Consider the following 20,590-nt stretch of genomic DNA (forward strand, 5'->3'; position numbering starts at 1 on the left):
CCCACCGCGACTTGCTAGCACTGCCACCCGACTGCGATATTCCGTTTCGTCGATCTCACCGCGAGCGAACCGCTCGGCCAATAGATCTTCTGCCATCCGCAAAGAACTGGGCTGACCGCTTCGCGGTCCAAGATTGCCAGTAGAACGCCACAGCAGAACAAGGCCGGTAATGACAGCACCCCAGAACAGCAGGAAACTCACTCCCATCAGGACGTATCCCCACTCCCCCATGTTCCCGTTCCAGTACATCATTGACATTTCCCTCCGACATCGATCCCACAGCGAAATCTGATCCTTCTCCAGCTCCCATCATCGTTGGGTGTCAGGTTGAGTAACAGTGCCTTTGGTCCCGTCCGTCGTCATCACCAAAGCCCCGCCCGCATTGGCGCCCTCAACCCGTTTTCCTTCGCCCAGGACAGCGCTGTTGGTGGTGTTTCGGGGCTCACCGAAGCCTTCAGCGACGCTGGTTGTCGGTGACCGTCACGTGATGACGAGGGACCTCCCGCGTGACCTCCCGATCGACCTCCCGGGTGCGGCGGGGGAGCTTCGCTTCATCCCCGACGCGGTGCGGTCGCTTACACAGGTCTTGGTCCCTACCGTACGAGGGGAGAACTTTTACGGAAGTCTTCTGTCCTCATCGACCCGGAGGATCTGTAGTCGGGCGGCGGCGAGTGAGTTGGCTATCTCGGAAAGCGGATGCGCCCGTTGGTACGTTCGCGCATGGGTCACCTTCCCGCCTTCTGCGGTGGTCGGCTCGGCGCTCGGCTTGCAGGCTCTGACCTTGCGCAGCGGATCAGGACGGGGCGACGAAAGTCAGGAAACAGGCACTTCCACATCAACGATCCCGACGAACCGGCTGCCAATTCCCTCGTACTCGCTCCGAACCATGCTCGGCATCACCGGCGGGATCTCAGCAAGGGCATGGTGGGCGCAGCAGACAAATGTGAACGGCGGCCACCATTTCTTCGGCCGGACGGCTTCAGAGAAACGACAGACTACGCAGGTCAGCTGGACCCAGACAGGCCGCTTGCTTGTGCGGTTCTCCTTGGACTGGACGAGCCAGACCGGGGGACTGTCCAAAAGCTCAGACAACTCGGCGTCTGACAGTCTGGCAGGGATCCCATGACGGTGTGCCATTTCAAGCGGAATATCAAGGATTTGAGCTGCTTCACGTCGTGTAACCACCAGTCAACGATACGGGATGCGCGGCCTCTCCACATCCGGAAGTGACACAAATGCGTCTCGACGTTCATGCGGGATCGGCACAAAGGCATTCAAAATATTCTCCATCGAATGTCTTTTCGTGAGCACACCGTTATGCGATACTTCCAATGTTCGACATTGGGTTCCAGTCATTCGGATCGTCAAGGGAGACACTCATGGAGATTGCCGCCAGCAAGCTCGACCTCAGGATTGAAACTGCCAGCATCGCCGAGCTACAGGCCGCCATGCGTGCCGGACGGCTTACCGCAGTGCAACTCATCGACTTCTACCTGGATCGGATCCGACGATTCGATATGGCCGGTCCGAAGTTGAACTCGATCGTGACGCTCGCCGCGGATGCCCGCGATCAGGCCGCCGAACGCGATGAGCAGCGAGCAACCAACCCAGACAGTCTCGGCCCGCTGCACGGAATCCCCATCCTCGTGAAGGACTGCCTCGAAACGGCAGATATGCCAACCTCATTCGGATCCGAGATCTTCGCTGACTACCGGCCCAACGAAGATGCCACCGTCATCCGCAAATTGCGCGAAGCCGGCGCGATCATCCTGGGCAAGACCACGCTTCCTGACTGGGCAACATCATGGTTCACCTATTCCTCGCGAAGCGGCCTCACGAAGAACCCCTACGATCTCAGCCGCGACCCAGGTGGCTCCTCCGCCGGCACCGGAGCATCAATCGCAGCGGCCCTCGCGACAATCGGGCTGGGCACCGACTGTGGCGGATCGGTCCGCGTACCTGCGTCCTTCTGCAACCTCGTCGGCATTCGTTCAACTCCAGGACTCATCAGTCGCAAAGGGTGCAACCCGCTCGTCAGCGTGCAGGACACAATCGGGCCGATGGGGCGGAGTGTCGCCGACGTTGCCCGCGTCTTCGACGTCATCACCGGATTCGACCCTGAAGACGAACTGACCTACGCCGCCGAGATTGCTCCGGCCGAGGAATCATACCTTTCAGCGCTGGTTCCGGACGCGATCGTCGGTGCACACATCGGCGTCGTTCGAAACGCCTTCGGGTCAGACGACGACAAGTATGCTGCCCCGGTGAACGAGGTTATGCAAACCGCGTTGACGCAGCTAGCTGCAGCGGGTGCGATTCTCGTGGACATTGAAATTCCCGACCTGCAGGACTGGAACGCACGAACATCGATGTACACGATCAAATCCAAATTCGACATCGACAAGTTCCTCGCAGGGATTCCAGATGCCCCAATGCACTCCGTGGCGGAAATCATCGAGTCTAAGCGCTACCACCCTAAGCTTGATCTCCTCGAGGCTCTCAGCGAAGGCCCGGACGACCCCTTCTCCGACCTCTCGTTCTACGCGGCGTATTTAGCCCGCGAGGCATACATGAAGGCAGTCGTGAACCTGATGGGAGCGAACAATCTTCTCGCGCTGGTATACCCAACCGTTCAGGTGGTACCACCTACGCGAGAAGAATGTGACTCCTCGCAGTGGACAACATTGAACTTCCCGACCAACACTCTAATCGGGTCTCAGACGTGGATGCCATCGATGACCATCCCCGCCGGACTCACCGAGACCGGGCTACCCGTGGGTATGGAAATCCTGGCACGCCCCTACGATGAGCGCACGCTGTTCCAAGTCGGATACGGTTTCGAGCAGGTCGCCAGCCACCGCCATCTCCCAGAATCCGTGACGATCTAGCCGGAAAACCGCACAAAGGCGGAACCCATATCGCAGGACCGGGAAAATTTCCGGTCCCGCGACGATTTTCCCTCGGTCACACGGTAAACGCTTCGGGTCACACCAGCTGTCACGCTGCATCGGACATTTACTTGTTCGGGAATGACCAGTCGTTGCTACCGCCCGAACACGGTGCCACTTGCTCTCAATGGGGCCTCCACTTTGGTTGCAGCCCGTGATGGCCGGACTCGAACGAAATATTTCCGATGGCGCTGTGCTTTCCCCGGGACATCTTGTCCCGCCATCCCATCAAAGAAAGGGGTAGCGGACGATCCTTGAATCTCTGGGGTATATCCTGACGGGGATTTCCGTGGCGGATCAGTCAGGGCGTGTGTCATATACGACTGACAACAGTGAAGCAAGAATGGATTGCTCACCGCGACATTGTTCGTCCTCGTTCGCTTTAGCGTGGGGTGGCTGCGTTTTCTTGCAGGACGGTAACGACCTTTTGGACAGCGGTCCGGTGCAGGGCTTCGGGTCGGCAAAGGATGTCCACGCGCCTGGCGAGATGTAGATCGCTGAGCGGTTTGAGAACTATTCCGCTCTCAGGGCGCGGCGCGGCGGTGTAACGAGGCATCAACGCCACGGCAGGGCCGGCTGCGACGATTGCGGCGGCGATAAAGAATTCGTTGATGCGGTGCGTGATCCGTAAGGGTTTGCGCGCGTGCACAGCGATGCTTTCCAACGCTGGGACCAAGGGGAATCCATCCGGAACCGAAATCCATTCCTCATCCGCCAGATCCATAACACTGACCATGGATTGATCGGCAAGACGATGCCGAACGGACATGGCGACATCCAAGGGTTCACGCACCAGGGGCAGCTCTGTGACCGCTGCAGGCCAGGGTGCGGTGTGCTCAAGACGATGAGCGATCACCAGATCGAAGTCGGCCGTCAGCGCAGGAAAACCATCCTGACCCACATCCCGATCATGACAGGCCACGCTCGGTCGATTCTCCCCCAGCATCGACATGAGGAGCGGTCCAAAATAGGTCAATCCCGCACTGTTGAAAGCACAGATGCTCACCACTCCACCGGGATCTTGCATGTACTCACTGACCGCCTGCTCCGCAGAACTCATCGCCACACCAACATCGAGCACTGCCCTCGCAAGCGCCTGCCCCGCACCAGTGAGAACAAGATTCCGGCCGCGGCGCTCCGTCAAAGCGACACCCACACCACGCTGCAAAGCACTCAACTGCTGCGACACGGCGGACGCTGAAACATGAGACGCCCGCGCCACCGCGGCAAGACTGCCCCGCTCCCCCAACTCGCGCAACAGCTTCAGCTGACTTATATCCATAAGGACAGACTAAACCCACACTTCACAAGTTGCCATCTAGTCTTACTAGTCGGAGCCCGCCACACTGAATAGGTGTCCTCACCTCGAACCCCCGATTCTGATGCGCCGCCCACGCCTCGTCCCGAGGGGCGGCGGCCAAGCGTTCCCTTTCTTCTCACGCACAAAGTGGACCTGCTCCTACTGCTCGTCGCGATCGTGTGGGGCAGTAGCTACCTCGCCGCGAAATCGCTCACCGATACCGTCGACGTCACCGTCATCCTCGCGTTTCGATTCATCATCACCACCATCGCCCTTGCCGGGATCTGGCTGATCTGGAAACGCTGGCGAATCAGCCGACGCGAAGCCCTCGTCGGCGCAGTACTCGGACTCACCCAAGCAGCAGTGCTCATCCTGGAAACCTATGGAATCGCGGGCACCAGCGCCACCAACGCCGGGCTGATCATCAGCCTGGTCATCGTCTTCACCCCCATCACGGAAAGCATCGCGTTCCGCACCAAAGTACCTCGACAGATATTCATCGCCGGGGTGATCGCCGTCGTCGGGGTATGCCTCCTCGTCTCAGGCGACGGGTTCGCCACACCCACGCTCGGGGACCTGCTGATGCTCGCGGCAGCGATCGTGCGATCAGTACACGTGACAGCGGTGTCTGCCCTCACCAAAGGACGCGACCACAGTCCTCTGAATCTCACACTGATCCAAAGCGCTGTTTGCGCACTCTTCTACACGATCGCCGACCACAACGCAGTGCTCGACGCCATGCAATCCTTCACGGGACAAGAATGGCTCGGTGTGCTCTACCTCGGCCTGGCCTGCAGCGTCTTCGCCTTCGTCGTCCAGACTTGGGCAATCCAACAAACCTCAGCCTCACGAGCGAGCCTGCTCATGGGCACCGAACCCATCTGGGCCGTCCTCATCGGCACCACCATCGGCCACGACACACTCACCCTCCCCGGAATCACCGGCGCCACCCTCATCATCGCTGGCCTCCACCTCGGACTCCGAGCCGAAACCCGCCACCGAACCACGCCAACACCACCGCTAGTTCACCCGACAACCCCAACCGACAGGACTCAGCGACCAGACAAGTAGCTATCAACAGCGCAGCATTCCACGTCACTGCGTATGCCGATCGGCTTAGGAGACGACTTTCGTGTGGATACATTTATGCTTCGTTACCTGCTTTGCCTTGGCTGTCAGCCTGATCTGCTGTTTTGTGAAGGATGAAGAGGCCACCGTATGAGGGCTGATCGGCACGCTGTTCATCGGTGTCTGTATATTCGCTAAGCACGGTATAGACCCGGTTGATGACGTCCTTGAGGTCTTGTGGTGAGAGGTGCAGGACGAACCGAGAGAGGTTGGCGAGTGCGTCCGGACCTGCTTCGGTCAGTTCTTCCCGTAGTGCGTCGAGCGGTGCGAGTGGGCCGTCCGGGCCCGCGTCGCGCAGCGCCGTGTCCAAGTGCCATGATCGCCCGGTCGAGCGATATGGCTTCTCCAGCGCACCGCTTACGCCCGTGCGGACGTCGGCGGGTTCAAGGAATCCAGAGGCGAGCAACTGCCGAACGTGGTAAAGGACGGTCCCTTGGTCGTGTCCTAAACGGTCGGCGAGTTGTTTATTGGTCAGTGGAAGCGAAACTGGGCCGATCCAAATCCCTGGCACTCACGATCTTTGGTTGCGCCCTATTTGTGGGAGCACCAGCACTAACCAACAGCCTCTACGTATTAGGGCCCATTTTCTTCGTGGGCAGCATGCTGATTGTGCTCTGGAATGTCATCACCGTGTCGCTGCGTCAACGTATAGCTCCAAACCGGCTACTAGGCAGAGTCAATAGCGCCTACCGTCTTCTCGCCTGGGGAACCATGCCCCTCGGTGCAGCAGCCGGCGGACTCCTGGCCCAATGGCTTGGCCTCCAAACAATGTTCGGCCTCATGGGAGTGCTCACCTTCGGGCTTCTAGTCCTGATGCCCATCCTCACAGACAAAGCAATCACCGCCGCCGAAGTGGACCACGAATAGGTCGAGTCAACCTGTGTGCTCCGCTTGAACAAGACACGTCGGAAGAATCATGGTGCGGTTAGGGCTCGGTCAGCAGGACGGTCGAAGCAAGCGATTGATGCAGTACCCGAGCACGACTAGACTGACGATCGCCAAGAGAACACTCCCTGGCCAACCAAGCGCTGGTTCCAACGAGCAGGTGGACGTTGCCCCGGACTCGGGTATGTAGTCGTTGCAGCGCCCCGACCGAATCGCGTAGTTCAAGACGTTCAGCATAATAATCAGCCCGCAGAGCAGGGCCCAAGGCGCCCTGGGCCGGGGATTCTCATCGGCATTCATGATGCGAAGCATATGGCGTGAGCAATGCGGCACCCAAAATGGAGAATTCGCGCTTTTGGCCGCACGAGCATGTCGATGAGGCGGGGCATCCGCTTTGAGGTCCATGCCTGCGGAGACCAAGCCGCGCATCGTGGTGGCATAGGAGACGTAGTTTGAGGAGGCGTTCATTAAGTCAGTCTGCCAGCAGCAATCCACCTCCTTGCGTCGTTCTATAAGGGATTGGCTACTGGGCGCTAAAGGATCAACTCCTCACAAGCGATGTGACAAGCAAACTGTCAACAACATCGCCACAGTCCGTTCGATAATCTACTTGCGGCAGCCAGCGTCTCCGGTGCATTCACGTACCGGCTTCATCACTACGCCTTCGCCAGCGTCTGTCCCGCCAGCCCTGTTAGCAAGAATGTAGAGTTCGCCGGCCATATCTTCACCAATCCCAAGAACTCCATGGCCATGGATACGCGTCAAGTGGGGCCGCTGGAGTGCACTTCAGCACGCAATGCGGACTCCGGCACGCACGGCGGCGGCGGCGCCGCCGGAGAAATCTTGAAGAAAATCCTGGCTTAGCTGTCGATTCTGCGGCAGGATGTTCGTCGTCGTTAATGACGGAGCCGGACAGGCCGGCCCGCGACCCAGTGCAGGAGGCAGTTCCATGGCCAAGTACGCAATCCTCATCTACGAAGACCCGGCGTTCTACGCGAACGCGTCGCCCGAGGCGTGGGGCGCAGTGATCGACGCGCACAACACGTTCACCAAGCAGGTCTTCGAGCTGGGTGGGTCCCTCGCGGGCGGGGAGGCGCTCGCACCCACGACGACGGCCACCACGATCAAGGGTGCCGGCACGGTGACGGACGGCCCGTTCGTCGAGACCAAAGAGGCCTTCAACGGCTTCTACGTCGTCGAGGCGCGCGACCTCGACCACGCCGTCGAGATCGCCAAGCTGTGCCCGGCGCCCGGCGGCGGCGTCGAGGTTCGCCCGGTCGTGGACCCGACGACGAACCCGTTCTGATCGCTCCCAGCGACGAGCCGACCGTGTCCGCCATGCAGGCGGACGCGGTCGCTGCCGCGCTGGCGCAGGCCCACCGCTCCGAGTGGGCCTTCGTGCTGTCCGCCACGGTGCGCGTCGCGGGCGACCTGGACGTCGCGGAGGAGTGCGTGCAGGAGGCGTACGTCAGCGCGCTGCAGGCCTGGATCCGGGACGGCGTCCCGGATCGGCCCGGCGCGTGGCTGACCACGGCGGCGCGGAACCAGGCGCTGGACCGGTTGCGTCGCGAGGTCACCCTCCGGCGCAAGCTCCCGCTGCTCGTAGAGCCGGCGACCGTCGATCCGCACGACCCGGCCGACCTGGACTGGCCCGACGCCGCGGTGCCGGACGACCGGCTCCGGCTGGTGTTCACCTGCTGCCACCCCACCCTCGCCCCCGAGGCCCGCATCGCCCTCACCCTGCGCGTGGTCTGCGGCGTTCCCACGCCCGACGTCGCCCGGGCCTTCCTGGTGTCCGAGCCGACGATGGCGGCACGGATCACCCGGGCCAAGAAGAAGATCTCCGCAGCGCGGATCCCCTACCGGGTTCCGGGCCGGGCGGAGCTGCCCGAGCGCCTGGACAGCGTGCTCACCACCGTCCACCTGCTCTTCAGCACCGGCCACACGGCCGGCGAGGGGGATGCGCTCGTCCGTGAGGAGCTCTGCGACCGGGCCCTGCACCTCGCGCGCACCCTCGCCGCGTTGCTCCCCGAGCAGGCCGAGACCCGCGGCCTGCTCGGCCTGCTGCTGCTCACCGACGCGCGCCGGGCCACCCGGACCGACGAGCAGGGCCGGCTGCTCCTGCTCGCCGACCAGGACCGGACGCGCTGGGACCAGCGCGCGATTCTGGAGGGGCTCACGGTGACGGCCGGGGCGCTGGCGTCTGGCCCACCGGGGCGGTTCACCCTACAGGCGGCGATCGCCGGCGTGCACGCGATGGCGCCGTCCCTGGAGCAGACCGACTGGCCGCGCGTCGTGCACCTCTACGACCGGCTGCTGGCGGTGTGGAACACCCCGGTGGTCGCGCTCAACCGGGCCGCCGCCGTGGCGTTCGCCGACGGTCCGGCCGACGCCCTGCCGCTCCTCGACGAGCTGGCGACCGATCCCCGGCTCGCCGACTACCCCTACCTTCCCGCCACGCGCGCCGACCTGCTGCGCCGCCTCGGCGACGCCGCTGGCGCGGCTCAGTCGTACCGGCGCGCGATGGAGCTCACGGCGAACGCCGCGGAGCGCGCCTTCCTGGAGCAGCGCCTGGCCGAGGTCAGCCGCGCCGCCGGCGCCGAGCCCGCGCCCGGCTGAGGACGGCGGGCTCGGCGGCCACCGCTCCGAGGCCTCGCCCGGGGCCCCTTGGCCTCGTCGATGCGATCCTCGACGGCGTCCAGCCGCTCGTCGTCCGTGCTCATCTGCGCCTCCTGGGGTGCGTGCCCTAGCTACATCCCGAGCGTCCCTCCGCACCGAGTGAGGAACTCGGTGAAAACTTTCACCAAAGTCATGTACCTTCACCACCACTCCCCCATGAAGGAGTAAGCAAGCCCAGCAAGCGCTTTAGGAAGAGAAAGGAGGCAGCCCACCACAGGAAAACCGCAACCCACCAACCGAACCAGGCACACCCTGCGCACACTTTGCGCCGGTTCGTGCACAGTCAGAGACCAAAACAGCCTCTGACGAAGGGAAACTCTGTGCCCAAAGTGGGACTTGAACCGGCTTTCACCCCTTGCAACCATTGGCCTCCCCCGAAAACCTCCCCACATCGGCCCAGTCCGGCACCAATACGACCCAACCCGACACCCCGGTAAGCCGTCGGCATGGTCGACATCCTTCCAAGTGCCTCAGCTCGCTAGGTCACGGAGTCAACAAAACCGGGAACAGTCCCATCCGCCGATGCATCGCCTACGTGCGAATGTTCGCCCCTCGCCTAGGAAACATCAAAAGCACTCTATTTATCCCGTGAACGGTATGCCCTCGGACTCAGTCCTGTCTCGGCAAGAAAGTGTCGGTTGAAGTTGGATAGGTTGGAGAATCCCACCTCGTAGCAGATCGCTGACACTGGGGTGTCCGTCTGCTCAAGCAGGCGGCAAGCGTGTGCGAGACGCAGCTTACGCACCATGTCACTGAAATTCTGTCCCGTGGCCTTCCGGAAGTACTTGGAGAAGGTGGGCTCGGTCATGCCCACCAATCCCGCTACGTCGGCCATCCGCACCGTGGCTGCATGGTTCGCGAAGATGTATTCGAGGGCGATATCTACCACCGCAGCTGCTTCACCGTCGAGTTGGGGTTCGAACCAGTCACGGGCGAGGAAGCGTCGATCGGCTTCTGGTGATCTCGCGAAGATTGTGAGAACTTTCAGCACATAGTGCAGGCGCTTCATTCCGGTAGTCTTTCCTACCGCCTCGATGGCGTTGGCGGCCTCGATCGCAGTTTCACCGGTGAAATGAATACCTCGTGCCGATTGCTGGAGCACTTCTCCTGTCTCCAGAAGCTCCGGCATCAGTTCGGCACATTGAAGCAACCACCCGCCGTCGAACTGCAGCACTGCATCACGCTTCTCGATCACCTCCCCCGGCTCGAGGTCGCTGACCCAGTCATGTGGGAGGTCTGAGCCAATAAGAGTTACCTGCCCGGCCTCGAAGGTGCCGAGGTAGTCACCCACGATGAAGCGACCCGTGCCTTTGCGAATCAGGTGGATTTCGTACTCGGGATGGTAGTTCCATCTCGCAAGAGGGCTGGGATAGTCATGTTCATGCCAGCGCACGGAGTGCTTGGGATCGTGGGGAATTACCTCACGATTCGCATGAAGGCCGGTCAGGCGTTCAGCAAGACGGACCGCCACTTCCGATAGTTCTTGGGCCATCACGCGCCTCCTCCCAGTTCATAAGAATTATCCGCCAGCTCTGCTCCCTCGACCCTGCGCAGCGGAATTCATGCACCTGATCTGCAGAGCTTTGGAAAATAAGTATCAGTTTAAGGCAACTGACGTGCTAGTTGTGCACTTTGTCACACCATTACCCTTGATGCACTGGGACAAGCGGAAACCACAGAAACCGCTACCCCCAAACCACCACCCGCGTGCACCGTGCTATTTCGGCGTGCGGAAAACCGTTAGGAACAAAGGAGTTTTTATGCGCAGCAATAAGACGCGAGCCACTTTTACCGTCGGGGTTGCATGTCTCGCCCTGACCTTGTCCGCGTGTTCCGGTGCCGGTGGGGGCGCCAGCTCTGATGCCTCAGGCGGAGCCCAGAGCATCAACGTGCTGATGGTCAACAACCCGCAGATGGAGGATCTGCAGCGGTTGACGGCCGATAATTTTACGGCCGAGACCGGGATTACAGTCAACTACACTTCACTTCCCGAGAATGACGTTCGGGCGAACATCAGCCAGGAGTTCTCGGCACAAGCCGGGCAGTACGACGTCGCATCCCTGTCCAACTATGAGATCCCGTTTTATTCAGCGAACGGGTGGCTTGCACCACTGGATGAGTTCGTGGCGGCGGACGAAGACTTCAACCAGGACGATATTCTCCCTGCCTATACGGAGTCACTGACCGGGGAGGACGGCAAGTTGTACGGCGAGCCGTTCTACGGGGAATCCTCCTTCCTCATGTACCGCACCGATGTGTTCGACGAACTGGGCCTAACCATGCCTGAGGAACCGACCTGGGATGAGGTGGCCGACCTGGCTGCCCAGGTCGATGAGGCCCGGGAAGATATGAAGGGCATCTGCCTGCGTGGTCAGCCCGGTTGGGGACAGGTTTTCGCGCCACTGACGACCGTAGTCAACACGTTCGGCGGAACGTGGTTCGACAGCGAGTGGAATGCCCAGGTGGATTCCCCCGAGTTCACCGAAGCAGTGCAGTTCTATACGGACCTGGTGAAGGAGCATGGCGAAGCCGGAGCTGCCCAGGCCGGCTTCACCGAGTGCCTGACCAACATGACGCAGAGCAACACCGCGATGTGGTACGACGCCACCTCGGCGGCCGGAAGCCTGGAAGCCGAAGGATCCCCCGTGGCCGGCAAGATCGGATACGCCCCTGCTCCGGTGAAGGAAACCGACTCCTCTGGATGGCTCTGGACCTGGTCGTGGGGCATTCAGGCCGCATCCCAGAAGCAGGACGCCGCCTGGGAGTTCATCTCCTGGGCCAGTTCACAGGAATACGAGGAACTCGTAGCTGAGGAACTCGGCTGGGCGAAGGTGCCCTCAGGCAAGCGTATCTCCACCTACGAGAACCCCGAGTACCAAGCGTCGGCACCGCAGTTCGAAGCCGAGCGCGCAGCCATCGAAAGCGCCGACCCGCGGGACCCAGGAGTGCAGGAACGGCCCTACATCGGGATCCAGTTCGTGGGTATCCCTGAGTTCGCCGATCTGGGGACCACCGTGTCTCAAGACGTCAGCGCCGTCATCGCCGGGCAGCAGACGGTCGAGGAAGCGCTTACCAAAGGGCAGGAAGCCGCCGAAACGGTCAGCGAAAACTACAAATCCAAGTAATACCTAGCATCCGTCCGTTGCCACTCTCCTCTGGAGGAGAGTGGCAACGGACGGCAGGAGACGTCCATGGCTACCACTACAGCAACCACACCCAGCCCTGCGGGAAAACGCACCCGAGTGCCGCAAAGCCCCCAAGAGAAACGCCGCCAACGGAGGGACGGATGGTCCCGTCGCGGGCCCCTTCTCCCGGCGCTGATCTTCATGATCGTGGTGACCCAGCTGCCATTCCTGGCAACGCTGGTGATCTCCTTCATGAACTGGAACAGCCTGCGGCCGAACGAGACGAGCTTCGCTGGTTTCGACAACTACGTCAGTGTCCTCACCGACGCGGACCTGCGCCAAGCGATTCTCACGACAATTATCATGACCGCTACCGTGGTGCTGGTCAGCCTCGCCCTCGGCCTCGGACTCGCAATCCTGCTGGACAAGAAGTTCGTCGGCCGGGGAATCGTCCGGACCATGTTGATCGCCCCGTTCCTGGTAGTGCCGGTGGCTGCTGCTCTGGTCTGGAAGCACGCCCTGCTTAATCCGTCCTACGGCCTGATTAACGGCACCCTGACCTGGATTTGGTCCCGTTTCGGCAGTGACAACCCACCCCAGCCCGAGCTCCTTTCACAGGCCCCACTGTTGGCTGTTGAAGCTTCGCTGATCTGGCAGTGGACCCCGTTCATGATGCTGATCCTCCTGGCCGGGCTGCAGTCACGGCCCATGGACGTCGTAGAGGCCGCTCAGATCGACGGTGCCTCAGGTTTCCAGATCTTCCGCTACCTGACCCTGCCGCACCTGCGCCAGTACCTGGAACTGGGCGGACTATTGGGCACCATCTACATCGTCCAAAACTTCGACGCCGTATTCACCCTCACCTCCGGTGGGCTGGGCACAGCAAATCTCCCTTTCTCCATTTACCAGACCTTTTATTTCGCGAACGAATACGGGCTTGCCTCGGCCACCGGTGTTATCGCCGTCATCGGCACGATTATCGTCGCGACCTTCGCCCTGCGCTCTGTCCTCACGCTCTTCCAGAAGGAGGAATCCCGATGACCACCCTTACCCCCGTCCGGAAAAGAACGGCAGGCCCCGCCTTTTTGGGCCGCAAACAGAAGTCTCGCCTGGACCCGACTCGCAACAACACCGTCGCCGGTCTGGTCGCTTGGGTCGCCGCTCTGATCTTCGCGATCCCCATTTTCTGGATGGTCCTCACCTCCTTCCATTCCGAGGTCGACGCCGCCACGAACCCTCCCTCGATCGCCGCAGACCTTACACTCGAGTCGTACCAGAACTTCTTCTCCGGCGCGTCCGGGCTAAGCCCATGGCCACCCCTAATCAACTCCGCGACCGCGTCCATCACCTCGACCATCCTGGTTCTGGTCCTGGCCATCCCCGCCGCCTACGCCCTGTCGATCCGGCCGATCCGCAAATGGACCGACGTGATGTTCTTCTTCCTATCCACCAAGATGCTCCCCATCGTCGCGGCCCTGCTGCCGCTGTTCCTGTTCGCCCGGAACTTCGGAGTCCTCGACAACATCTGGTTCCTGGTTCTCCTCTATACCTCGATGAACCTGCCGATCGCGGTGTGGATGATGCGCTCCTTCCTCGCCGAAGTGCCCGTGGAAATGCTCGAAGCCGCCCAGATCGACGGAGCCGGACTCCTCCTGACGCTGCGCAAAGTTGTCGCGCCCGTAGCGATGCCCGGCATTGCAGCAACAGCGTTGATTTGCTTCATCTTCAGCTGGAACGAGCTCCTCTTGGCCCGCGTCCTGACCGGCGTCGTCGCCGGTACCGCTCCGGTCTTCCTCACCAGCTTCGTCTCCAGCCAGGGACTCTTCCTCGCAAAGGTCTGCACCGCGGCCGTGGTCATTTCCCTCCCCGTCCTTCTTGCCGGCTTCGCAGCCCAAGACAAACTTGTCCAGGGCTTGTCCCTTGGCGCCGTGAAGTAGCGACTCATCTTCCGAAAGGTCCATTCCGTGACAGTGACATCCGAAGCAACAGCCATCGACGTCCCCACCACCATGCGCGCTTCCGTGCTGCGCCGCCAGCGCAGTGTCGCCCTTGAAACCATTGAGGTTCCCAGACTCGACGACGATCAGGTCCTCGTGCAGGTCGCAGCGGTCGGCGTGTGCGGCAGCGACGTCCACTACTACGAACACGGTCGGATCGGCCCCTACGTGGTCGATCATCCCCTGATCCTCGGACACGAACTTTCCGGACGGATTGCTGCCGTGGGCGCGAAGGTCGACTCCTCCCGGATGGGCGAGCGGGTCGCTGTTGAACCCCAGCGTCCATGCCGTGTTTGTGACCAATGCAAGCACGGCCGCTACAACCTGTGCCCGACAATCGAGTTCTACGCGACGCCACCCATCGACGGCGCTTTCACCGAATACGTCGCAATTCAGGCGGACTTCGCGTTTCCCATCCCGGACAGTGTGAGCGATGAGGCCGCAGCCCTCATCGAACCGCTCTCGGTGGGCATCTGGGCGTGCCAACGGGCGGCGATCGTCCCCGGCAGCCGCGTCCTGATCGCCGGGGCAGGCCCGATCGGGATCATCGCGGCCCAGACGGCGCGTGCCTTCGGTGCTACCGAGGTCTACATCAGCGACATATCCCCCGATCGCCTCGCCTTCGCTCTCAATCATGGGGCCACCCATGCCCTCAATGCACGCACCGATTCAGTAGACGGCCTGGACGTTGATGCCTTCATCGACGCCTCCGGGGCGCCGCAGGCGGTTAAGTCGGGCATTCTTGCGGTACGTCCTGCCGGCCGAGTGATCCTTGTCGGCCTCGGCGCGGATGACGTCGAACTGCCTGTTTCCTTCATCCAGAATCGAGAAATCTGGCTCTCCGGCGTCTTCCGGTACGCCAACACCTGGCCGTTGGGCATCCAGCTCGTCGCGGATGGAAAAGTGGACCTCGATGTCCTGGTCACCGGACGGTTTGGCCTATCTGAGGCGGAAGCTGCCCTTCAGGCAGGCAACCAAGCGGGCCAGCTCAAGGCCATCGTCTACCCGGGCCGCTGATGGAGCGAAACGTGGAACTCCCCGACATCGAGATCATCGGCGAATCGTTGATCGACGTCGTTCATGACACCCGGCAGGCAATGGTTGAACATCCCGGAGGAAGCCCGATGAACGTGGCAGTTGGGACGGCCCGGCTCGGCATGCCCACGACTCTTGTGACTTCGTTCGGCGATGACCGCCAAGGTCAGGCCATCTCGCGGCATCTCGTGGCCAATGGGGTCAAAACAGTCAACGCCGGAGCCGCACGCACCAGCACTGCTAGTGCCTGCATAGGCACCAACGGGGCCGCCTCCTACTCCTTCGACATCTCTTGGGACATCTCTGGGCCGGTTGACGTTGCACGCTACACGACACCAACGCACTTCCATACGGGATCATTGGCAACCGCGCTTACACCGGGCCGCCATGACGTATTAAGCCTCCTCGAACGGGTCCGAAACACGAGCACCATCAGTTTCGACCCCAACTGCACGCCCACCGTCACGCCAAATCATGTTGAGGCACGCGACGAGGTCGAACGTTTCGTAGCCCTCAGCGACATCGTGAAGGAGCGTGACGAGGACCTCTCCTGGCTGTACCCGGGAACCGGACTGAACGACGTGATGGATAGGTGGTTGACCCTTGGGACCAGCCTCGTCGTCGTCACTCGTGGTGGGCAGGGGTCCCTCGCCGCAACCGCATCAGCGAAGGTGAGCGAAGAAGCCACTCCTGTTGATGTCATTGACACCGTCGGCGCGGGAGATTCGTTCACGGCAGCGCTCCTAGCCGGATTGCGGTGGTGTGGCGTCCTGGGGACGGACGACCGATCGAGGTTCGCGGCACTTGACCATTTGACGTTGCAGCAGCTTCTGGCGTTCGCGGCTACAGCGGCCTCAATCACCTGCTCACGAGCGGGCGCTGACCCGCCGTCACTGTCTGAGATAGCGCTCGTCGAAGGCGTTCCCTGGGAACTGCTGGCATGATCTGGGCAACAAGTAATTCTGATGGAGGCGGAGGCAGCACGCCCGTCGTCAACCGGTACAGGCACGCCGGGGAGCTCCAACGGATACTCCCCCAATCCAGTGCCGGCGGTCGAACCATGCTGGGGATTGTCGGGGCCCCCGGCGCGGGCAAGTCAACCATCGCAGCCGCCCTCAAGGCGCTGAATCCCACGGTCTCCGCGCAGGTGCCCATGGATGGCTTCCATCTCGCGGACCAGGTGCTAATTCGACTCGGGTTGCTGAACCGCAAGGGAGCCCCCGAGACCTTCGATCCCCACGGCTACGCGGCCCTGTTGTCCCGCCTCAGGGACAGGACCGACCATGTTGTCTATGCACCGGCCTTCGAACGGGATCTCGAGCAACCACTGGCCAACGCGCTGCCCGTTCCGCCAGCAGCCTCACTCCTGATAACCGAGGGCAATTACCTCCTTCTCGACAAACCAGGTTGGCGAGAAGCGCGGCAGCAGCTCGACGAGGTCTGGTTCATTGACGTCGACCCGGACGTTCGCCGAAGTCGGCTTATCGCCCGGCACATCTTGTTCGGCAAGCAGCCCGCGGCTGCCGAGGAATGGGTTCGGCGCGTGGACGAGCCGAATGCCGAGCTCGTTTCCGCTACCCGGAACCGGGCGGACCGCATCCTTGACATGTCCCAGTGGAACCTCACTTGATCCGCACCCTTCATCCCTGACTACTACGCAAAGGCGCGCAATGACCCAGCTCTCAGCCACGACCCTGTCTTCCCTCCCATCCAACCTTCCTGTGCCGACGTATGACCGCTCGGTGCTCAGCGTGGGCATCGTGCATTTCGGCGTAGGCGGGTTCCACCGCGCCCACCAGGCGATGTATTTAGACCGGTTGATGTCCCGAGGACAGGACTTCGACTGGGCGATCTGCGGTGTCGGCGTCCTACCCCACGACCTGGCTATGAAGCAGGTCATGGACGACCAGAACGGTCTGTACACGCTCGTTGAAAAGGCTCCTGACGGGACGCAGAACGCCCGCATCGTCGGATCGATCGTCGACTACCTCTTCGCGCCCGATGACCCCGAGGCCGTCATCGAAACCATCGCCGCTCCTGATGTCCGCATCGTATCGATGACCATTACCGAGGGCGGGTACTGCATCAATCCGGTGACTGGAGACGTCGACACCGACCATCCCGCCCTGCGCGCCGATCTTGCACCGGGTGCGGTGCCCGCATCGGTCTTCGGTCTCGTCACCGAGGCCCTAGCCCGACGGCGGGAACGAGGAATTCCTGGTCTGACCGTCATGTCCTGCGACAACATCCAAGGCAACGGCGACACGGCGCGTGCCGTCTTCACCGCCTTCGCAGAACGCCGCGACACGAACCTTGCAACGTGGATCGCGGACAACGTCACGTTCCCCAATTCCATGGTGGACCGGATCACGCCGGCGACGACGGACCAGGACCGGGAGCAAGTGGCGAAAGACTTTGGCGTCGAGGACGCGTGGCCGGTGGTATGCGAAGACTTCGAACAGTGGGTCCTTGAGGACCACTTCGCACACGGTCGCCCCGCCTGGGAAGACGCGGGCGTGCAACTCGTCGGCGTCGTGGAACCCTACGAGCTCATGAAGCTGCGGTTGCTCAATGCAAGCCATCAAGCTCTTTGTTACCCCGGCTACCTCGCTGGCTACCGGCTCGTCCACGACGTCTTTCAAGACCCCGCCTTCGCACGGTACCTCCTCACCTACATGGAACAGGAGGCCACACCCACCCTACAGCCCGTACCTGGGGTGGACCTCGAAGCCTACCGGCACAAACTCATCTCCCGGTTCTCCAACGCAGCCGTCCGCGACACGGTGGCCCGCCTATGCGCCGAGAGTTCGGACCGCATTCCGAAGTGGCTCGTCCCCGTCATCCGTGAGAACCTTAGCGCGGGCCGTAGCGTGCGCTACGGAGCGGCGATCATCGCTACCTGGGCGCGCTACGCCGAGGGGACCGACGAGGCCGGGGCCCCCATCGAGGTCGTCGACCGACTCAAGGAGCCCGTTATGGCTGCCGCAGCACAGACCGGTTCCGACTCGCTAGCGTTCCTGCGCCAACGGGAGTTGTTCCTCGACCTCGCAGACCACCCGGCCTTCGTTGACGCGTACCTCGAGGCACTCGGTACGCTCCATGGGCCGGGTGCGGCCGCACTCGTCGCTGAACTTGGGCACGGTAGAAGAACTGAACCGGCAAAGTAGTTTCACGGTTGAAAAGCTGTGACTTAGACAATGAGGAAAAGAATCAATGAGCGTAGTCATCGGGGTGGACTCCTCCACCCAGTCCTGCAAGGTTCTGGCTGTCGACGCGCAAAGCGGTGCGGTCATTTCCTCGGCTGCCGTAGCTCACCCCGACCACACGTCGGTGAACCCCAAGGTCTGGATATCAGCTCTCCACGAGGCATTGCACGCAGCAGGCGCAGACAGTATGGGGGGATCTGTTACCGGTGTAAGCATTGCCGCTCAACAGCACGGACTGGTCGCACTGGACAGTTCCGGAACACCCGTGTACGACGCACTGCTGTGGAACGACACCCGCAGCGCGGATGACGCCGCACGCCTTTGGGATGAAATGGGAACCGTGGCGTGGATTGACGCCGTCGGCCTTGTTCCGGTTGCTTCGTTCACCATCACAAAACTGGCATGGCTGGAGCGCAATGAACCGGACGCAGCGAATCGGGTCGACCAGGTAGTGCTCCCTCATGACTGGCTCAACGGCGCCATGAGCGGCGAATTCACCACTGACCGAAGTGACGCATCGGGCACCGGGTATTTTTCCGCCGTAACCGACAGATACCGTATGGACATCTTGGAACGTTTCTTTGGGCGCGTCCCTAAGCTTCCCCGCGTTGTGCCCTCCCATGAGCCGGCCGGGCGTGTGAGAAAAGGATGGGGCATCGACGGAACCGTGCTCGGCGCCGGTGCAGGTGACAACGCTGCGGCCGCCCTTGGACTAGGCCTTCAGCCCGGCGAAATCGTCGTATCGATCGGCACCTCCGGTACCGTGTTCACCACCTCACCTTCCGCTATCCGTGACCCTGAGGGCGCGATTGCCGGGTTCGCGGACGCCACAGGCAACCATCTCCCCTTGCTGGCCATGCTCAACTCCGCCAGGGTCCTGACAGCCACGGCCTCCATGCTCGGCACCGATCTCTCAACACTGGACTCGCTCGCCCTTGAAGCCAGCCGGGATGCAGGAGGGCTTACCTTTATTCCCTACCTGGACGGGGAACGAAGCCCCAACCTTCCCCACGCAACCGGATCCCTGACCGGACTCAGCAGAAGCAACATGACCCCGCAAAACCTCGCGCGCGCCTCAGTGCTAGGTGTACTTAATTCACTAGCTGATGCCATCGACCTTCTGAAAAAATCCGGGGTAACGCCAAATAAAGTACTGCTAATCGGGGGAGGCTCGAAATCAAAAGCACTACGCCAAGCCGCAGCCAGCATCTTCGGAGTGCCCGTCGAAGTCCCGACAACGAAAGAATATGTGGCCCTAGGAGCTGCGAAGCAAGCCGCGTGGGCAGCCTCCGGGGGTTGTCCCGACTGGAAGCGAAGTATCGAGGCCGCCTACGAGCCCGAAGGAGACTGGGCCGCAGAGATACGAGCACGTTACATCGATGCCCGCGAGAACGCTTATGGAATCTGAACCAATGGCCGACAAGCAGGCACCCTCAACACCAATGGGCCTATACGACTTCAAAATTCTACCTACCCAACGTTAATCACTATTGGCGAACCAGGGACTACAGACAGGGCACGATTTCCATCGGAACTACCGAAAAGTTCCCCTCATCGCCTAGGGTTCGGGGCTACGCCCCTGTCTTGGATGCGTAGCCTAGTGGCCGAGTCGGCGACGAACGATATAACGTCGGCGGACAACACGCCCGGTGCCAGCCAGTCGCTGAAGGAGAATGGAACCACTAACCATTAAAACCCCGCCGACGTCCTCAGTTTCAATGGCCACACCTCAGGGTTTGGCCCCAGAAAGCCTGGTCTGCATCATCGTCGTCGACAACCACGTAGAGCCAACCCTCCATGTCGAACTGCCGAAGCCACGCACCCAAATAGGCCACGCACCGAGATCACCTACGCAAAAATGGTGGCACGCTACCCCGGCCACGACCAGCGCTGAAGGTGTGCTCTTCGCCGTCTCCACGCACGATGGACGGTGGGACCTGAACCCTTAAATTGCCGCTTCGCCTGAGTGGCTCCCCCGACGAATTGGCTTTCGGGAAAGATCAAGCCGAAGTCATGTACCTTTACCACCACTCCCCATGAAGTAGTAAGAAGGCCACCAAGGGCTTCAGGAAGAGAAAGGAGACAACCCACCACAGGAAAACCGCAACCCACCAACCGAACCAGGCACACCCTGCGCACACATTGCGCCGGTTTGTGCACAATCAGAGAGCAAAAAAGCTGAGCTGCTGTGGAGATCTCGGACAGTGGGCCCTCTTAAAATGAGGGTCTACCGAAAGTAGAGATCAGCATGACCGCATCACGCAGACGATTTACCCAGGAGTTCAAG

17 protein-coding genes and 1 pseudogene are annotated in these 20,590 nt (G+C 61.4%); 13 read left to right on the forward strand and 5 right to left on the reverse strand.

Annotation, left to right across the window (positions count from 1 at the left end; translation table 11 throughout):
- Positions 1 to 813: 813 nt before the first annotated feature.
- Positions 814 to 1,185, reverse strand: a complete 372-nt coding sequence (locus tag ACX80O_RS04580) for a hypothetical protein (RefSeq protein ID WP_459332685.1) — start codon at positions 1,183 to 1,185, stop codon at positions 814 to 816.
- 194 nt (positions 1,186 to 1,379) lie between these two features.
- Here ACX80O_RS04580 and ACX80O_RS04585 point away from each other — a divergent pair, with 194 nt between their 5' ends.
- The gene (locus tag ACX80O_RS04585) at positions 1,380 to 2,888 is read left to right on the forward strand and encodes an amidase (RefSeq protein ID WP_459332686.1); all 1,509 of its coding nucleotides are present in this window, start codon (positions 1,380 to 1,382) and stop codon (positions 2,886 to 2,888) included.
- A gap of 442 nt (positions 2,889 to 3,330) precedes the next feature.
- Here ACX80O_RS04585 and ACX80O_RS04590 read toward each other — a convergent pair whose 3' ends face one another.
- The gene (locus ACX80O_RS04590) at positions 3,331 to 4,230 is read right to left on the reverse strand and encodes a LysR family transcriptional regulator (RefSeq protein ID WP_459332687.1); all 900 of its coding nucleotides are present in this window, start codon (positions 4,228 to 4,230) and stop codon (positions 3,331 to 3,333) included.
- A gap of 72 nt (positions 4,231 to 4,302) precedes the next feature.
- On the opposite strand from ACX80O_RS04590, the gene ACX80O_RS04595 reads away from it, so the two are divergent.
- On the forward strand, positions 4,303 to 5,319 hold the full coding sequence (locus ACX80O_RS04595) for a DMT family transporter (RefSeq protein ID WP_459332688.1): 1,017 nt from the start codon (positions 4,303 to 4,305) through the stop codon (positions 5,317 to 5,319).
- Between the two features lie 73 nt (positions 5,320 to 5,392).
- Here ACX80O_RS04595 and ACX80O_RS04600 read toward each other — a convergent pair whose 3' ends face one another.
- Both ACX80O_RS04600 and ACX80O_RS04605 read right to left on the reverse strand, forming a co-directional pair.
- Entirely contained in the window at positions 5,393 to 5,782 is a 390-nt protein-coding gene (locus ACX80O_RS04600) for a hypothetical protein (protein ID WP_459332702.1), read from the reverse strand.
- A 21-nt stretch (positions 5,783 to 5,803) separates the two neighbouring features.
- Positions 5,804 to 5,887: pseudogene (locus tag ACX80O_RS04605) on the reverse strand (hypothetical protein); the annotation flags it as partial.
- Here ACX80O_RS04605 and ACX80O_RS04610 point away from each other — a divergent pair.
- The 3 genes from ACX80O_RS04610 to ACX80O_RS04620 all read left to right on the forward strand — a co-directional run bounded on the left by ACX80O_RS04610 (position 5,851) and on the right by ACX80O_RS04620 (position 8,880).
- Positions 5,851 to 6,243 (forward strand): MFS transporter, encoded by a 393-nt coding sequence (locus ACX80O_RS04610; RefSeq protein ID WP_459332703.1) that lies wholly within the window; start codon positions 5,851 to 5,853, stop codon positions 6,241 to 6,243. The pseudogene ACX80O_RS04605 and the gene ACX80O_RS04610 sit on opposite strands and share 37 nt — an antisense overlap.
- A 967-nt stretch (positions 6,244 to 7,210) precedes the next feature.
- Complete coding sequence (locus ACX80O_RS04615) at positions 7,211 to 7,567, forward strand: YciI family protein (protein ID WP_459307426.1); 357 nt, start codon at positions 7,211 to 7,213, stop codon at positions 7,565 to 7,567.
- Positions 7,568 to 7,599: 32 nt separating this feature from the next.
- Complete coding sequence (locus ACX80O_RS04620; protein ID WP_459332689.1) at positions 7,600 to 8,880, forward strand: RNA polymerase sigma factor; 1,281 nt, start codon at positions 7,600 to 7,602, stop codon at positions 8,878 to 8,880.
- A 637-nt stretch (positions 8,881 to 9,517) separates the two neighbouring features.
- On the opposite strand, the gene ACX80O_RS04625 is transcribed toward ACX80O_RS04620, so the two are convergent.
- The gene (locus ACX80O_RS04625) at positions 9,518 to 10,432 is read right to left on the reverse strand and encodes a helix-turn-helix domain-containing protein (RefSeq protein ID WP_459307428.1); all 915 of its coding nucleotides are present in this window, start codon (positions 10,430 to 10,432) and stop codon (positions 9,518 to 9,520) included.
- 268 nt (positions 10,433 to 10,700) lie between these two features.
- Here ACX80O_RS04625 and ACX80O_RS04630 point away from each other — a divergent pair, with 268 nt between their 5' ends.
- From ACX80O_RS04630 to xylB, 8 genes are all read left to right on the forward strand, one after another.
- Positions 10,701 to 12,065 carry an ABC transporter substrate-binding protein gene (locus ACX80O_RS04630; RefSeq protein WP_459332690.1) on the forward strand — a complete coding sequence of 455 codons (1,365 nt, stop codon included), beginning with the start codon at positions 10,701 to 10,703 and terminating at the stop codon, positions 12,063 to 12,065.
- A gap of 66 nt (positions 12,066 to 12,131) precedes the next feature.
- Complete coding sequence (locus ACX80O_RS04635; RefSeq protein ID WP_459307430.1) at positions 12,132 to 13,106, forward strand: carbohydrate ABC transporter permease; 975 nt, start codon at positions 12,132 to 12,134, stop codon at positions 13,104 to 13,106.
- Positions 13,103 to 14,002: a carbohydrate ABC transporter permease gene (locus ACX80O_RS04640; RefSeq protein WP_459307431.1), complete on the forward strand. Its 900-nt coding sequence runs from the start codon at positions 13,103 to 13,105 to the stop codon at positions 14,000 to 14,002. Before ACX80O_RS04635 ends, ACX80O_RS04640 begins: the two co-directional genes overlap by 4 nt.
- 72 nt (positions 14,003 to 14,074) lie before the next feature.
- Complete coding sequence (locus ACX80O_RS04645; protein ID WP_459307442.1) at positions 14,075 to 15,079, forward strand: NAD(P)-dependent alcohol dehydrogenase; 1,005 nt, start codon at positions 14,075 to 14,077, stop codon at positions 15,077 to 15,079.
- Between the two features lie 11 nt (positions 15,080 to 15,090).
- Entirely contained in the window at positions 15,091 to 16,041 is a 951-nt protein-coding gene (locus ACX80O_RS04650) for a carbohydrate kinase family protein (RefSeq protein ID WP_459332691.1), read from the forward strand.
- A complete protein-coding gene (locus tag ACX80O_RS04655) occupies positions 16,038 to 16,727 on the forward strand; it encodes a nucleoside/nucleotide kinase family protein (protein ID WP_459307433.1) in 690 nt (229 codons plus the stop codon). The genes ACX80O_RS04650 and ACX80O_RS04655 overlap by 4 nt, the downstream gene beginning before the upstream one ends.
- 40 nt (positions 16,728 to 16,767) lie before the next feature.
- Positions 16,768 to 18,264 (forward strand): mannitol dehydrogenase family protein, encoded by a 1,497-nt coding sequence (locus ACX80O_RS04660; protein WP_459332692.1) that lies wholly within the window; start codon positions 16,768 to 16,770, stop codon positions 18,262 to 18,264.
- 46 nt (positions 18,265 to 18,310) lie between these two features.
- The gene (gene xylB, locus ACX80O_RS04665) at positions 18,311 to 19,711 is read left to right on the forward strand and encodes a xylulokinase (protein WP_459332693.1); all 1,401 of its coding nucleotides are present in this window, start codon (positions 18,311 to 18,313) and stop codon (positions 19,709 to 19,711) included.
- The last annotated feature ends 879 nt before the right edge of the window (positions 19,712 to 20,590 follow it).

This window comes from Arthrobacter glycogeni (genome assembly GCF_054511155.1).